The following is a 14,425-nucleotide window of genomic DNA, read 5'->3' as shown; positions in this document are numbered from 1 at the left end:
ATGGGAGAAGGCCGCGCGGGAAGTCCACGCGAGAGGGCCACCCGAGAAGGACAGCGACAAGGCCGTGAAAAAGGGTCACGAGAAAAGGTCACACGACGAGACTGAGGAGCGAAGGATGTGCGGGGAACACCGGACGCACCGGACGCACTCCACCGACACGGCGGCTGCCCCGGACCGGCAACAGTCAGGGCCTCGCAGTCCGGCCGAGGCGCGCCAAGCGGTGAGGCGGGCGCTCGAAGGGCGGTTCCGCGGCCACGGCACCCCCGGTGACGAGGACGGGGTCGGCGACGCCCTGCTCGTGGTATCCGAGCTCACCACCAACGCGATTCTGCACGGGGGCGGCGTCACGGACTTCGAGGTCACGCTCGCGGACCGCGAAGTGCGCATGTCAGTGAGTGACGGAAGCGATCAACTGCCTCTGAACGTAGGCCGGTTCGATGAGCCGGGAGACCTGCGGGTGGGAGGCCACGGCTGGTCGATCGTCTGCCGTCTCGCGCGCGATGTCGTCGTCTCGGGGCTGCGCGCCGGAGGAAAGCGCATCACGGCTGTGGTGCCCCTCTCGCCCTGCTGAGCACTCGCCGTTCTCCTGCAGGAGTTATTCGAGACGCGGCCGCGTGCCCCCGATCGCCCTGCGTACGAACCGAGTTGGAAATCGCGACAGGTGAGACCGCGCGGATGCGGGCCCGCGCGTATTGACGAGCTCTTTCGATGAGACCGGCTGCGGAACGGGTGTCACGGAAGAAATGAACGCACCCGTTTGGCCCGGGGAATGCCGGGCAACTGGAGTTCGTGCTTCGGACCGGAGGCGCGCCGACGGGAGTGGTCTGCCCATTGGCCGCCCCTCCGGCGGGCCGATGCCGCCACGACCCGCGGTCATCCCCAGACGTACCGTGGAGGAGCCACTCAGCATGCCCACTGACGTATCCGCACGCCTTGCCCCCAGCACCGCCCCCAGCGGGGCCACCGCCAAACGGCCTTACAACGACGCACCTGACAGCGCGTCGGACTTCGCCCGGCTGGTAGGTCTGAGCGACGGGCCCGAGCGCGATCTCATCCGTGACGAACTGGTCGAGTCGTGGCTGCCGATGGCCCATCGCATCGCCGGCCGGTTCCGCGACCGGGGCGAGTCGATCGAGGACCTCCGCCAGGTCGCCGCACTCGGCCTGGTGAAGGCCGTCGACCGCTTCGACCCCGAGCGCGGGGCTTTCGAGAGCTACGCGGTGCCGACCATCACCGGCGAGATCAAGCGTCACTTCCGTGACCGCATGTGGGCGTTGAGGGTTCCGCGGCGTGTGCAGGAGCTCAGGAACAAGGTGCGGGTCGCCCGGCGCGAGCTCACCGACATCCCCGGTTCCCCCGAGCCCTCGACCGCCGAGATCGCCGCCCGGACCGGTCTCTCGGAGGAAGAGGTACGCGACGGGATGGAGGCGATGGAGAGCTTCAGCACCCTGTCCCTGGACGCCGAACTGTCGTCCGGCGAGGACGGCTACAGCCTTTCCGACAGGCTCGGCGTGTCCGACTCCTCCTACGACACCGTGGAGAACCGCGAGGCCGCGAAGCGAGGGCTGAGCCGCCTGCCCGAGCGTGAACGCGCCATCCTCTACATGCGGTTCTTCGAGGACATGACCCAGAACCGGATCGCCGACCAGCTGGGGATCTCCCAGATGCACGTCTCCCGGCTCATCAGCAGCAGTTGTGCCCGTGTGCGTGCCGAGGCGCTCGACGAGGACTCCCACCGGCAGAACCCCGGGGGCCCGGCGCAGGCCGTCTGACCACTCCGCTTCATCCGCTTGTTCTTGCTTGCTCTCACCCCTGACCAAGGAGTTCGGACATGCTCATGCCCCACCCGGAGACGCTGCGCAAACTCGTGGCGGAGTACGAGGCGCTCGCGGCCCAGGAAGCCGTGGACAGCACGGTCAAGCCGGGCAGGCGTGCCCAGGATGTGGCGTACACGCTCTGCGTCTCGACCGGCACCCGCGATGTGCGGCTGGCGCTGGCGGCGGCTCGTCGTCAACTCGCCGGCTCGGCAGGCGCGGTGCCCGCCATGAGCGACTGAGCCAGGCCTCGGATGCGCCGAAGACGGACCGAACTACCAGCAGCGGGAGAGAAGTTGACGGTCTCGGGAGACCAGACAGGTACCACGGACGTCCGTAGCGACGAGACCGAGGAGGAGGGGGCCGACCGCAGGTGGGGCGAGCTCATCCAGGAGATCCGGGTGGCTCAGACCGGCGTGCAGATCCTGTTCGGCTTTCTGCTCACCGTCGTGTTCACCCCGCGGTACGCGCAGTTGGCACAGGTGGACAAGGGCATCTACATCGTCACGGTCGTCCTCGGGGCCGCCGCCACGGGTGCGCTGATAGGTCCCGTGGCCCTGCACCGGATCGTCTCCGGGCGGCGCGTCAAAGCCCAGGCGGTCAGGTGGGCCGCGCGGCTGACCTTCGTAGGGCTTGTCCTGCTCCTCGCGACGATGACCGCGTCGCTCCTGCTGATCCTTCGGGTGGCCACGCACGACGCGTACGTGCCCTGGCTGGTGGCCGGGGTCGTCGCCTGGTATCTGTTCAGCTGGCTGGTTCTGCCCCTGTGGGTGCGGCACCGGTACACCAGCGACTGAGCCACGAACCCGCCGAACGAACCACCCCCCCGACACCAGGAGCACCTGTGCACGAGTCCCTGTGGAACTACACGCCCACCAGCGGTCACACGCCGGACGACGACCTGACCGGCTACGCGGTCGAGGCCACCGACGGTCACATCGGCACCGTCGACAAACACTCCGGCGACGTCGTCGCCCAGTACATCGTGGTCGACACCGGTGTGTGGATCTTCGGCAGGCAGGTCATGCTGCCCGCCGGCACGGTCGTGGGCATCGACCACGAGGCGAAGAAGGTCCATGTTTCGCGCAGCAAGGCGGAGATCAAGGCGTCACCCGAATTCGACAAGGACAAGCACCTGGGCGACCCGGCCTACCGGGACCAGCTCGGCGGCCACTACGGGTCCGGTCACTGAGACCGGCTGGGACCGGGGCACCGCCCCCGGCCGCCGGTCCCGCCCCGGTCCCGCGCGGAACTCACCACGGCAGGAAGGTGTGCACGTCCTTGCCGTCGGACCGCACCACCACACTCACCTGATCGCACAGGGTGTGAATGAGGTGCCAGCCGATTCCGCCCCCGCCGTGCTGCGGATGGAAGGGACGGGGCGCGGGCGGGGTGGTGCTGCTGTCCCGCACGGTCACATGGACGCCGTCGAAGGTGCGGCGCATATGGAGTTCGAAGGGACCGGGCGCGTACTGGATCGAGTTGGCGACCAGTTCGGTGACCACCAGCAGGATGTCGTCCCAGTGCTCGACCGCGCTGGGCGGTGACGCCCGGGCGAGCGTGCTGAGATAGCCCTCCGCCGTCAGGCGCGCGTCGGTCACGTTGCGCAACTGGCCGGCGAAAGCTCTGGTGAGAGTCTCGACACCATCCTGCGACGGCTTCCTGTCCTCGCTCGGTTCGCTTGCCATTTCGCCTTCCCGTGCGGGCCCCCCCACGGTGTTCCCCCATGTGGTGCTTTTCAGCCCTGTGAGCGGCCGCTTACGCCGTGATGTCCCGGGACCGCCGGGAGGCGGCCGCGCGTCGCAGAAGCGCACGCCGTTCATTCTCACTGGTACCACCCCACACTCCGACGCTCTGACCCGTCTCGAGCGCCCACTCCAGGCACTGCTCGCGGACCGGGCAGCCCTGGCAGACGGCCTTCGCCTCGTTGATCTGGAAAAGCGCGGGACCTGTACTGCCGATGGGAAAGAACAGGTCGGGGTCGACGGAGCGGCATGCCGCGGATTCGCGCCAGTTGGACATGAGGGCCTCCTGGGCTCGCAGTCGTTTCTTCGGTGCGTCTACGTTCGGTATTCGGGTCACCGTGATGGCACAGGTGAAACAGAAATGTCCCGCTGACCCGAATGTCCTGCGGAAAATTGACCCGAATGTCCGACTATCGGGTGAGGCGAGTGACCGCTGACACGTGACGCGAATCTCTGCCGAACCCGCCTGCTTGAACATTGAGCAACCAGGGAAAACGGATCCGGAGCCCGGTCGGCGATGTACTGGCGCCTGACGCGCGGCACTTGCGTCAGCTTTCCATCAGCGAGTGAGGAGGTGGGGCATGTCCCATGAACCCGACGAGATCTGGGAGCGGTTCGCCGTCGGCCTGGCGGAGATGGCGCGGAACCTGCTGGCCCAGGACTCGGTCCAGGCCACCCTGGACCGGATAGTGGAGCACGCGTCCGTTCTGATCAGGGGATGCGACGAGGCGGGCATACTCACCGTCCGTCAGGGTGAGGTCCACTCTCTGTCCGTGACGAGTGACCTCGTACGCACCGCCGACCGGATCCAGCAGGACCTGCGGGAAGGCCCGTGCTTCGACGCCGTCGTCGACCGCAGCCAGGTCTACGCGATCGACGACCTGCGCGAGCCCCACGAGCGCTGGTCCCGCTTCGCCCCCGCGCTGAGGAGGTGCGGCATGGGCAGCACGATGGGCTTCCTGCTGTTCACCGAGGACGACGAGCTGGGCGCGCTCAACCTCTACTCCCGTCGGCCGCACACCTTCGACGACATGGCCCGGCGCGCCGGCTGGGTGCTCGCCTCCCACGCGGCCGTGGCCTTCTCCGCCTCGCGCACGCACCAGCAGCTCAGCCATGCCCTGGAGACCCGGCACGAGATCGGCGAGGCAATGGGCATCCTCATGGAACGGCACGGCCTCAGCGAGGAGACCGCCTTCAAGGTCCTCAAGAAGGCCTCCCAGGACCGAAACGTCAAGCTCCGCGAGATCGCCCGCCAGATCTGCGGAACCGGTGAGAGACCCGACTGACCGCGCTACGACACGCGGATCCCGACGATGCAGGTGTCGTCGTCCGTGTCCGACCTGCTGTACGTGAGGAGCCGGTCGAGCTGGTGGTCCAGGGTGGTCAGGGCCGTGCGCGCGGTGGTCAGCAGCTGGGCCATCGACTCCTCGACCGAACTGTCACGCCGCTCGACCAGCCCATCCGTGTACATCAACAAGGTGTCCTCGACGGCCAGTTGGACCTCGCCCTCCTCGTACGTGGTCTCGGGTACGGCGCCGAGCAGAATCCCCTTGAGGAGAGGCAGCGGGGTCGCCTCCGTGTCACGTACCAGAACGGGCGGCAGGTGGCCGGCCCTGGCCCACCGCAGGGTGCGCCGGGTCGGGTCGTAGAGACCGCAGACCGCCGTCGCCGTGATGGAGCCGGTCAGGTGGTGCGCCACGATGTTGAGCCACGACAGCAGCTGGCCGGGGCCCGCGCCCGTCACGGCGAGGCCACGCAGCGCGTTGCGCAGGACCACCATGCTGGTCGCCGCCTCGATCCCGTGACCGGCCACGTCGCCGACGCACACGAGGACCAGCCGGGAGGGCAGGACCACCGCGTCGTACCAGTCACCGCCCACGAGTTGCTCGGTCTCCGCCGGGCGGTAGCGGACGGCCACCTGGAGTCCGGGCGCCTGCAGCGGGGCCTGCGACGGAGGCATGATCGCGTGTTGGAGCTGGAGGGTCAGCCGGTTGCGTTCGTCCGCCTGCTGCTCGGTGTGGGCGAGCTGGTCACGCGTCGCCGCGAGCGCGACCTCCGTCCAGTGCTGGGCCGAGATGTCCTGGCAGGCTCCTCGGACGACGAACAGCCGGTTGTCGGCGTCGAGCACCGGCTCGGCCACCACCCGCAGATGCCGGGTCACCCCGTCGGGCCGCTGGAGCCGGAACGCCGCCGTGGCCGGCCGCCGGTGGTGCAGAAGGGTGCGCAGGAAACGGCCGACCGCGACGGCGTCGTCCGGGTGCGCGTGCGCGGGCAGGTCCTCGAGCGGTACGGGTGTCTGGGAGGCGGAGCGCCCGTACAGGCTGAAGAGTGTGTCGTTCCAGGTGATCTCGCCGGTGAGCAGGTTCTCCTCGAAGCCGCCGATCCTACCGAGCCGCTGGGCGTGCTGAAGCAGGCTCGCGAGCCGTGCGTTCTCGTCCTCGACGCGCCACAGGAGCAGCACGCTGTCACCGTGCCGGCTGAGGCTGATGTCGGCCACGCTCGACAGCGGCACCTGGTCGACCAGCGCGGTGAGATCCATCCGGTGGGACCGGAACGGCTCGCCCGTGGCGTAGACCCGCTCGATGTGCTGGAAGAGCTCGCTCTCCCCGGCGGCCAGCGGATATGCCTCCAGCAGGAACGCGCCGTTGACGACACCGCGGGGGCGGCCGGCGGGGTCCATGAACCTGCTGTTCACATGCCGGATCCGGAAGTCCGAGAGCTGCCCGCTCTTGTCGAGGTGGGGTTCGAGGACCAGCGCGGGATCGTGCAGCCCGTCGACCAGGTCGATCAGTTCCGCGACCCCGGGCGTGACGAGCGGGCCGTTGGTGTTCCGGCGGTCGCTCAGAAGCGGGTGGCTCTCCAGCGTGTGGGCGCACAACTCGGCCAGCGCCTCGACCTGGCGGACGACCTGCGGCGACTGCGGCTCCAGCGGGGAGGGCCAGGCGATCTCGAGGACGCCGTGGATACGCCCGGCGACACCGGCCGGGGCGGCGACCCGCCCGCCGTGCGGATAGTGGGTGCGGCCGATGGTCGGCGGCCCGGCCTCGGCGAGTGACGCGGTCCACTGGGTCGTACGAGCGGACAGCGCCCGGCGTGCCACCGTCGCCACGCCGGGCGGCACGTAGCGCCAGCGCCCCGCCTCCGCCGCGGAGAACCCCGCACTGCCGGCCAGGGTGAGACAGCCGTCGGAGCCGACCGCCCAGATGGCCACGGCCACCGCGCCGAGCGGGGTCAGCGCGTGCTGGAGCAGCGAGTCGGCCACCGACTGGGTGTCGTCGGCGGCCAGCGCACCGCTCTCCGCCTCCCGCAGCCGTACGGCCGAGGAGGCGTCCTCGGCGTCGCCGGTACCTGCCGTGGCTGAGAGGAACACACTGGTCACCTCGGACAGCCGGTCGCGTGCCGCCTGGTTGATGACGTCGACGGCGAGTTCGAGCATTCCCACTCTGCCCTGCTCGGTCAGGTCGGCGAGTTGCCGGGCGGCCTGTGCGGGGCCGCAGCCGAGACGCTCGATCAGGATGCCCTTGGCGAGCTCGATCAGGGCGCGTCCGTCGGCTTCGGCCTGCGCGGCCTGCACCTCGCGACGCAGCCGGTCCACCGTGGCAGCCAGTCTGCCCACCATGGACGTCGACGCGGCGTCGGGCGGGGTGCCCGTCGACCCGGTCGTCCCGGTGTCCGATGGCTGTTCGGGAGTGCTCACGGTGCGGTTGCTCCTCGGCTGTGCTCCCCGCGTACGCGGGGGAGAAGGGGTGCGGGGAGCGCCCGCCAGGACCGGCGGGCGCCCTCCGGTGTCACACGCTCAGCCAGCGCCGGACGCAGGCGATGAGGTCGTCGGTGTCGACCGGCTTGGTCACATAGTCACTCGCGCCCGACAGGAGGCTCTTCTCCCGGTCGCCAGGCATCGCCTTCGCGGTGACCGCGATGATCGGCAGGTCGGCGTACTGGGGCATCTTGCGGATCTCCGCCGTGGCCGTGTAGCCGTCCATCTCCGGCATCATCACGTCCATCAGGACCACCGCGACGTCGGGGCGGCTGAGCAGGGTCTCGATGCCCTTCCTGCCGTTCTCCGCGTGCAGCACCTGGAATCCGTGGAGTTCCAGAACGCCGCTGAGGGCGAAGAGGTTGCGGGCGTCGTCGTCGACCACGAGCACGGTGGTGCCGTGCGACGTGTCGCCGCCGAGCCGCGGTTCCTGGGCCTGCGGCTCCTCCGCGCGGACCAGCGGGAGCACGTCACCCGGCTCCTCGGCGGACAGGTGCAGGGCGATGCGCTCGCGCAACTCGTCCAGGCTGGAAAGGAATTCCAGCGTCCGGGGACCGGACCGGGACTGGAGGGCCTGTTCCTGGGCGAGGTCCACCCGGCTGCCGTTGTGGACGAGTACGGGGACGTTCGCCAGGGCGGAGTCGCCTTCGACGGCCTCCAGGAAACTGGCCGCCTCCCCGTGCGCCATGCCGAGTTCGAGGACGACGCAGTGGCACGCTCCGGCGGCCAGCGCGCTCGCCGCCTCCTGCGCTCCCACCACCGTGATCACGTCGACCGTCTCCCGGACGGCGCTGTCGTCACGACTGCGGGTGAGATCCCCGACCGCGCTCTCGGCGACGAGGGTCAGCAGGCCGCGTGGCCGCTCCTCGACGACCAGCAGCCGACGCCGGCCCTGCCGGGCCGGACCGACCGGGCCCGGCGCGGGAACGCGCGCCGCCACCACGTCGGCGGTGTCCTCGCGCGGCGCGGACTCCAGCGGCCGGCTGCCGCTCAGGAGCTCCTCGAAGTCAGGCCGGTCCATGGGCAGGAAGAGGGTGAAGGCACTGCCCTGGCCGGGGGTGCTGTCGACAGTGACCGCGCCTCCGAGAAGGTGGGCGATCTCCCGGGTGATGGACAGCCCGAGACCGGTACCGCCGTACTTGCGGCTCGTGGTGCCGTCGGCCTGCTGGAAGGCCCCGAAGATCGTCTCCAGCTGCTGTTCCGGGATACCGATGCCGGTGTCCTTCACCCGGAAGGCGATGACGCTGCCGGCCCGCAGCACCCCGTCGGGGACCTCGTGTCCGGTCGCCGGTTCGATACGCAGTTCGACGCGTCCCTGCTCGGTGAACTTGACCGCGTTCGACAGCAGGTTGCGCAGGACCTGACGCAGCCGGGAGTCGTCGGTGAGCAGTTCGTCGGGCGCGCCGGGCGCGGTGCTGATCGTGAAGTCCAGGTTCTTCTGCGAGGTCATGGGCCGGAAGGTGGCCTCGACGTACTCCAGCAGGCGGCGCATGGGGACCCGCTCGGGGGAGAGGTCCATCTTGCCGGCCTCGACCTTCGACAAATCGAGGATGTCGTTGATCAGTTGCAGCAGGTCGGAGCCCGCCGAGTGAATGATGCCCGCGTACTCGACCTGCTTCGGGGTGAGGTTGCGCGAGGGGTTCTGGGCCAGCAACTGGGCGAGGATCAGCAGGCTGTTGAGCGGGGTCCGCAGCTCGTGGCTCATGTTCGCCAGGAACTCGGACTTGTACTTCGAGGCCAGCGAGAGCTGCTGGGCACGGGCTTCGAGTTCTTGCCGGGCCTGTTCGATCTGGAGGTTCTTGGCCTCGATGTCCCGGTTCTGGGTGGCCAGCAGTGAGGCCTTGTCCTCCAGTTCGGCGTTGGAGCGCTGGAGTTCGTCCTGCTGGACCTGCAACTCCTCGGACCGGGCCTGAAGTTCGGCCGTCAGGCGCTGGGACTCGCCCAGGAGTTCATCGGTACGGGCGTTGGCCACGATCGTGCTGACGTTGACGCCGATGGTCTCCATCAACTGTTCCAGGAAGGTCTGGTGGACCGGTGTGTAGCGGGTGACCGAGGCCAGCTCGATCACACCGAGCACCTGCTCCTCGACCACGATGGGCAGTACCACCAGTGCCGTCGGTACCGTACTGCCGAGCCCTGAGGAGATGGTCACGTATCCCGGCGGCAGCTCCTCCACCGTGATGGCCCGGCGGTTGCGCGCGGCCTGGCCGACCAGCGAGCGGCCCATCGGGATGCGGGAGGGCCGGTCCGTGTCGTCCGGGTAGCCGTAGGACCCGACGAGCCGGAGCTCCGTGCCGTGCGCCGTCTCCTCCGCGAGGTAGAAGGCTCCGTACTGCGCGGCGACCAGCGGGGTGAGCTCGTCCATGATCAGCTCGGCCACCACGTCCAGGTCCCGGTAGCCCTGCATCAGGCCCGAGACGCGGGCCAGGTTGGTCTTCAGCCAGTCCTGCTCATGGTTGGCCCGCGTGGTCTCGCGCAGCGACTCGACCATGGAGTTGATGTTGTCCTTGAGCTCCGAGACCTCGCCCGACGCCTCGACGGTGATCGAGCGGGTGAGGTCCCCCTCGGCCACGGCGCTGGCCACCTCGGCGATCGCCCGCACCTGCCGGGTGAGGTTGCCCGCCAGTTCGTTCACGTTCTCCGTCAGGCGCTTCCACGTACCGGAAACGCCTTCCACCTCGGCCTGTCCGCCGAGCCGGCCCTCGCTGCCGACCTCCCGTGCCACCCGGGTGACCTCGGCGGCGAAGGCGGAGAGCTGGTCGACCATCGTGTTGATGGTCGTCTTGAGCTCGAGGATCTCGCCGCGGGCGTCCACGTCGATCTTCTTGGAGAGGTCTCCCTTGGCGACCGCGGTGGTCACCAGGGCGATGTTGCGGACCTGGCCGGTGAGGTTGTTGGCCATCGAGTTGACGTTGTCGGTGAGGTCCTTCCAGGTGCCCGCGACGTTCGGCACGTGCGCCTGTCCGCCGAGCCGTCCCTCGGTGCCGACCTCACGGGCCACGCGGGTGACCTCGTCGGCGAACGCGGACAGGGTGTCGACCATCGTGTTGATGACGTCCGCCAGCGCCGCGACCTCGCCCTTGGCCTCGACGGTGATCTTCTGGGAGAGGTCTCCCTTGGCGACGGCGGCGGCCACCTGCGCGATCGAGCGCACCTGACCGGTCAGGTTCGACGCCATCACGTTGACGTTGTCGGTGAGGTCCTTCCAGGTCCCCGAGACCCCTCGTACGGTGGCCTGGCCGCCCAGGTTGCCCGCGGTGCCGACCTCGCGGGCGACGCGGGTGACCTCGTCGGCGAAGGCGGAGAGCTGGTCGACCATCGTGTTGATGGTGTCCTTGAGCTCGAGGATCTCGCCGCGGGCGTCGACGGTGATCTTCTGGGAGAGGTCCCCCTTGGCGACGGCGGTCGCCACCTGGGCGATGGAGCGGACCTGGGCGGTGAGGTTGCCCGCCATGAAGTTCACCGAGTCGGTGAGGTCGCGCCAGGTGCCCTTGACACCCTTGACGTCGGCCTGGCCGCCGAGCCGCCCGTCGGTGCCGACCTCGCGGGCGACGCGGGTGACCTCGTCGGCGAACGCGGAGAGCTGTCCGACCATCGTGTTGATGGTGTCTTTCAGTTCGAGGATCTCGCCGCGGGCGTCGACGGTGATCTTCTGGGAGAGGTCCCCCTTGGCGACGGCCGTGGTCACCTGGGCCACATTGCGGACCTGGGCGGTGAGGTTGCCCGCCATCAGGTTCACGGAGTCGGTGAGGTCCCGCCAGACACCGCCGACGCCGGGCACCTGGGCCTGTCCGCCGAGGCGTCCCTCGCTGCCGACCTCGCGGGCGACGCGGGTGACCTCGTCGGCGAAGGCGGAGAGCTGGTCGACCATCGTGTTGACGGTCTCTTTGAGCTGGAGGATCTCGCCGCGGGCGGGCACGTCGATCTTCTGGGAGAGGTCTCCCTTGGCGACGGCCGTGGCCACCTGCGCGATGTCACGGACCTGCGTGGTGAGGTTGCCGGCCATCGCGTTGACCGAGTCGGTCAGGTCGGCCCAGGTGCCGGAGACCCCGGGGACCTCCGCCTGTCCGCCCAGGGTGCCCTCGGTGCCGACCTCGCGTGCCACCCGGGTCACCTCGGAGGTGAACACCGACAACTGGTCGACCATCCCGTTGAACACGGTCGCGATGTCGCCGAGGAGGCCACCGGCGTCGTCCGGCAGACGTGTGCCGAAGTCTCCATCGCGCACGGCGGTCAGCCCCGCCAGCAGCTGACGAAGCTCCTGCTCGCCCGGCGTTCGGCTCGAAGGCCCGGTCGCTGTGACGGTCATGCTTACCCTCGTTCCGCTCCCCAGGAGTCCCGGGCGGGACTCGGAACCACGCCGGACTCATGCACGGACTTTGTGTGCAGCCCGTGGCATTCCCGCAAATCACGGTGCGCCCGCTGAGAAAATACGCCGCAGGCTAACCCAGAAATCATCCGATGAACAAAGTGGTGGCCGGAACATCAGGGCAGCCAAAAAGTTACGGCTGACTAGGCATGACCACGCGAGATGGGGTTACACAGGACCCTCTCGCCGCACCCGCCCGAGCCTGCTCCTAAAGGTGCCCGGAGCGCGGTGGGAGGGCCGCACGCAAAGATCCCGCCGCACTGGGGTCACCGGGTGGGTGGTGACGGCCAGGACGGCGGGATCGGATCCTTCGGGGCGCGTGATCAGGCGACGGCCGGGTCCATCAGGCCCGTGCGAAGTCGCTTGATGATGCGAGTGATCAACCGGGACACATGCATCTGGGAGATGCCGAGCTCCTCGCCGATCTGAGCCTGGGTGCGCTCTTCGACGAAGCGCAGGTGGACGATCAGGCGAGAGCGGTCGTCCAGTTCCGCGAGCAGCGGAGCCAGCGAGTGGAAGTCGTCGACGAGCTGGAGCGCCGGGTCCTCCTCGCCGATGAAGTCGGCCAGAACGCCTTCGCCGTCTGCCGACCCGTTGCTCGTGAGGGCGGCGTCGAGAGAGGTGGAGGTGTAGGCGTTGGAGGCCTTGCGGGCCTCGATGACGTCTTCCTCGGACAGCGACATGAGCTCGGCCAGCTCGCGGGTGGTGGGCATGCGGTCGAGCCGGCTGTGCAGCTCCTCGGTGGCCTTGGCGAGCTCGACGCGGGCTTCCTGGAGACGGCGGGGGACGTGCACCGCCCAGCTGGTGTCCCGGAAGAACCGCTTGATCTCACCGACGATGTAGGGGATCGCGAAGGAGGTGAACTCGACCTCGCGGGTGAGCTCGAAGCGGTCGATGGCCTTGATCAGGCCGATGGTGCCGACCTGGACGATGTCCTCCATCGAGTCGCCGCGGCTGCGGAAGCGGGAGGCCGCGTAGCGGACCAGGGAGAGGTTCATCTCGATCAGCGTGTTGCGTGCGTACTGGTATTCGTGCGTGCCTTCTTCGAGGACGGCGAGCCGGTCGAAGAACTGGCGCGAGAGGTCGCGCGCGTCCTTCGGCTTCACCTTCGAGGGGTCGTCGATGAACGGAAGCTCCGACTCACTGCAGGCCCCCGCCACGTCGGCCATGCGTGGTTCCGTGGCCGTTGTCCCCAGCGTCGTCACGGCTGCCATGCCGTCCACCCCAAATCCTCGAAAAAACCTCGAAGGCATTCCTGACACCGCACGTGTGCCCCGGTTGCCGGAGATCACACCACACATGTCGAGGAAAATTTCAGGAGGGCCGTCGCGGCGCGGTCCGGCGGATCCGGGAGCCGGTCGTGGTCCGGGACGCCCGGGTACCCTGGGGCCGGAGAGCCGGGGCCACGATGGCGTACGGCGGGTCGCCGAGAGGCGGGGTGGCATGGCGTACGGCGATGGCGGGCCGGCGGCGAGCACTGCCTCGGACGACCTCGGCGGAGCCGGTCTGCGGCTGTACGCGCTCGTGGAGCGCCCCGGTATCCGGCTCGTCGGCGAGATCAGCCCGTCCACGCGGCCCGTCTGGCGGCAGGCCCTCGCGCAGGTGTCCGGCCAGAGCGAGCACATCTGCTTCCTGGAGCTGTCCGCCATCACGTTCGTCGATGTCGCCGGTGCCTCGGAACTCGTGCGCACCGCACAGGCGTTGACCGAGAGACGGCGACTGGTCCTGGAACGGCCACCACCCGAACTTCCCAGACTGCTTGACCTGTTCTGGCCCGAACTCCGGACGATCGAGGTGGCGGCATGACCGACTCGGCCACCCTTGCAGAACCGTTTGTTCACCCCGCTCTGTTCTATCGCGGCGACCAGGAGTACGTGGACGGCACGGTGCCGTTCCTGCTGGACGGCATGGCCGCGGCGGAACCGGTCGCGGTGGCCGCACCCGCCCCGCGCCTTGAGCTGATCCGCGCGGAACTCGGCTCGGCCGCCGCCGACGTGCACTTCGTCGACATGACACGGGCCGGACGGAATCCCGGCCGCATCATCCCCTCCGTCCTGCGCTCGTTCGCCGACTCCCGCACCCAGGGCCGGGTCCGGATCATCGGGGAGCCGATCTGGCCCGGCCGCACCGCCGCGGAGTACCCGGCCTGTGTCCAGCACGAGGCACTGATCAACGTCGCCTTCCAAGGGCGCGACGTGACGATCCTCTGTCCCTACGACGCGCGGGCGCTCTCCGCCGACGTCCTCGCCGACGCGCACGCCACGCACCCCGTCGTCATCGACGGGGGCCGGGAGCGGGCCAGCACCGACTACGCCCTCGAGGGGGCGCTCGCGCGCTGCAACGAAGCTCTGCGGCATCCGCCGGGGGCGGCGACGGTCCGCTTCGACGCCGACGCCCTGCCGACCTCTCGCGACTTCGCGCTGGACGAGGCCCGGGAGCGCGGAATGAGCCTCGTCCGTGTGCAGGATCTGGCTCTGGTCGTCGCGGAGCTGACGACCAACAGCGTGGTGCACGGGGGCGGTTCGGGAACGCTGCGGATCTGGGCCGAGAGCGAGCAGATCGTCTGCGAGGTGCAGGACGACGGCCGGGTGGCCGACCCGCTGGCCGGTCGGCACCCGGTGCGTCCCGACCAGCTCGGTGGCCGCGGCCTGTTCCTCGTCCACTACCTCTCCGACCTCGTCCGCGTACACACCGGCGAGAACGGGACGACGTTCCGCAGCTACGTCGCTCGAACGTGACC

Annotated in this window: 13 protein-coding genes; 8 read left to right on the top strand and 5 right to left on the bottom strand. The window is 69.2% G+C overall.

Features of this window, described 5'->3' with window-relative positions; all coding sequences use genetic code 11:
* Window positions 1-115 precede the first annotated feature (115 nt).
* The 5 genes from ACIBLC_RS08960 (at window position 116) to ACIBLC_RS08940 (ending at window position 3,006) form a co-directional block, all read left to right on the top strand.
* On the top strand, window positions 116-571 hold the full coding sequence (locus tag ACIBLC_RS08960) for an ATP-binding protein (protein WP_399210074.1): 456 nt from the start codon (window positions 116-118) through the stop codon (window positions 569-571).
* A gap of 337 nt (window positions 572-908) precedes the next feature.
* Entirely contained in the window at window positions 909-1,772 is an 864-nt protein-coding gene (locus ACIBLC_RS08955) for a SigB/SigF/SigG family RNA polymerase sigma factor (protein ID WP_399210073.1), read from the top strand.
* Window positions 1,773-1,831: 59 nt separating this feature from the next.
* The gene (locus tag ACIBLC_RS08950; protein ID WP_399210072.1) at window positions 1,832-2,056 is read left to right on the top strand and encodes a DUF5133 domain-containing protein; all 225 of its coding nucleotides are present in this window, start codon (window positions 1,832-1,834) and stop codon (window positions 2,054-2,056) included.
* Between the two features lie 54 nt (window positions 2,057-2,110).
* Complete coding sequence (locus ACIBLC_RS08945) at window positions 2,111-2,611, top strand: DUF6328 family protein (RefSeq protein ID WP_399210071.1); 501 nt, start codon at window positions 2,111-2,113, stop codon at window positions 2,609-2,611.
* Window positions 2,612-2,658: 47 nt separating this feature from the next.
* On the top strand, window positions 2,659-3,006 hold the full coding sequence (locus tag ACIBLC_RS08940) for a PRC-barrel domain containing protein (RefSeq protein WP_399210070.1): 348 nt from the start codon (window positions 2,659-2,661) through the stop codon (window positions 3,004-3,006).
* A 61-nt stretch (window positions 3,007-3,067) separates the two neighbouring features.
* On the opposite strand, the gene ACIBLC_RS08935 is transcribed toward ACIBLC_RS08940, so the two are convergent.
* Window positions 3,068-3,502 (bottom strand): ATP-binding protein, encoded by a 435-nt coding sequence (locus tag ACIBLC_RS08935; RefSeq protein WP_399210069.1) that lies wholly within the window; start codon window positions 3,500-3,502, stop codon window positions 3,068-3,070.
* A gap of 70 nt (window positions 3,503-3,572) precedes the next feature.
* Window positions 3,573-3,836, bottom strand: coding sequence for a WhiB family transcriptional regulator (locus ACIBLC_RS08930; protein ID WP_399210068.1), 264 nt, complete (start codon window positions 3,834-3,836; stop codon window positions 3,573-3,575).
* Between the two features lie 304 nt (window positions 3,837-4,140).
* Between ACIBLC_RS08930 and ACIBLC_RS08925 the strand changes: the two genes are divergently transcribed.
* A complete protein-coding gene (locus tag ACIBLC_RS08925; RefSeq protein ID WP_399210067.1) occupies window positions 4,141-4,845 on the top strand; it encodes a GAF and ANTAR domain-containing protein in 705 nt (234 codons plus the stop codon).
* 5 nt (window positions 4,846-4,850) lie between these two features.
* Here ACIBLC_RS08925 and ACIBLC_RS08920 read toward each other — a convergent pair whose 3' ends face one another.
* From ACIBLC_RS08920 to ACIBLC_RS08910, 3 genes are all read right to left on the bottom strand, one after another.
* Complete coding sequence (locus tag ACIBLC_RS08920) at window positions 4,851-7,256, bottom strand: SpoIIE family protein phosphatase (RefSeq protein WP_399210066.1); 2,406 nt, start codon at window positions 7,254-7,256, stop codon at window positions 4,851-4,853.
* Between the two features lie 91 nt (window positions 7,257-7,347).
* A complete protein-coding gene (locus ACIBLC_RS08915) occupies window positions 7,348-11,625 on the bottom strand; it encodes a HAMP domain-containing protein (RefSeq protein WP_399210065.1) in 4,278 nt (1,425 codons plus the stop codon).
* A gap of 383 nt (window positions 11,626-12,008) precedes the next feature.
* Window positions 12,009-12,854: an RNA polymerase sigma factor SigF gene (locus ACIBLC_RS08910; RefSeq protein ID WP_399210442.1), complete on the bottom strand. Its 846-nt coding sequence runs from the start codon at window positions 12,852-12,854 to the stop codon at window positions 12,009-12,011.
* 274 nt (window positions 12,855-13,128) lie between these two features.
* Here ACIBLC_RS08910 and ACIBLC_RS08905 point away from each other — a divergent pair, with 274 nt between their 5' ends.
* Both ACIBLC_RS08905 and ACIBLC_RS08900 read left to right on the top strand, forming a co-directional pair.
* On the top strand, window positions 13,129-13,491 hold the full coding sequence (locus ACIBLC_RS08905) for an STAS domain-containing protein (protein ID WP_399210064.1): 363 nt from the start codon (window positions 13,129-13,131) through the stop codon (window positions 13,489-13,491).
* A complete protein-coding gene (locus tag ACIBLC_RS08900) occupies window positions 13,488-14,423 on the top strand; it encodes an anti-sigma factor RsbA family regulatory protein (protein ID WP_399210063.1) in 936 nt (311 codons plus the stop codon). The genes ACIBLC_RS08905 and ACIBLC_RS08900 overlap by 4 nt, the downstream gene beginning before the upstream one ends.
* Window positions 14,424-14,425 lie beyond the last annotated feature (2 nt).

The organism is Streptomyces sp. NPDC050535, assembly GCF_044457665.1.
Classification (GTDB): Bacteria; Actinomycetota; Actinomycetes; order Streptomycetales; family Streptomycetaceae; genus Streptomyces.
This window is presented reverse-complemented; position numbering and strand designations above follow the sequence as displayed.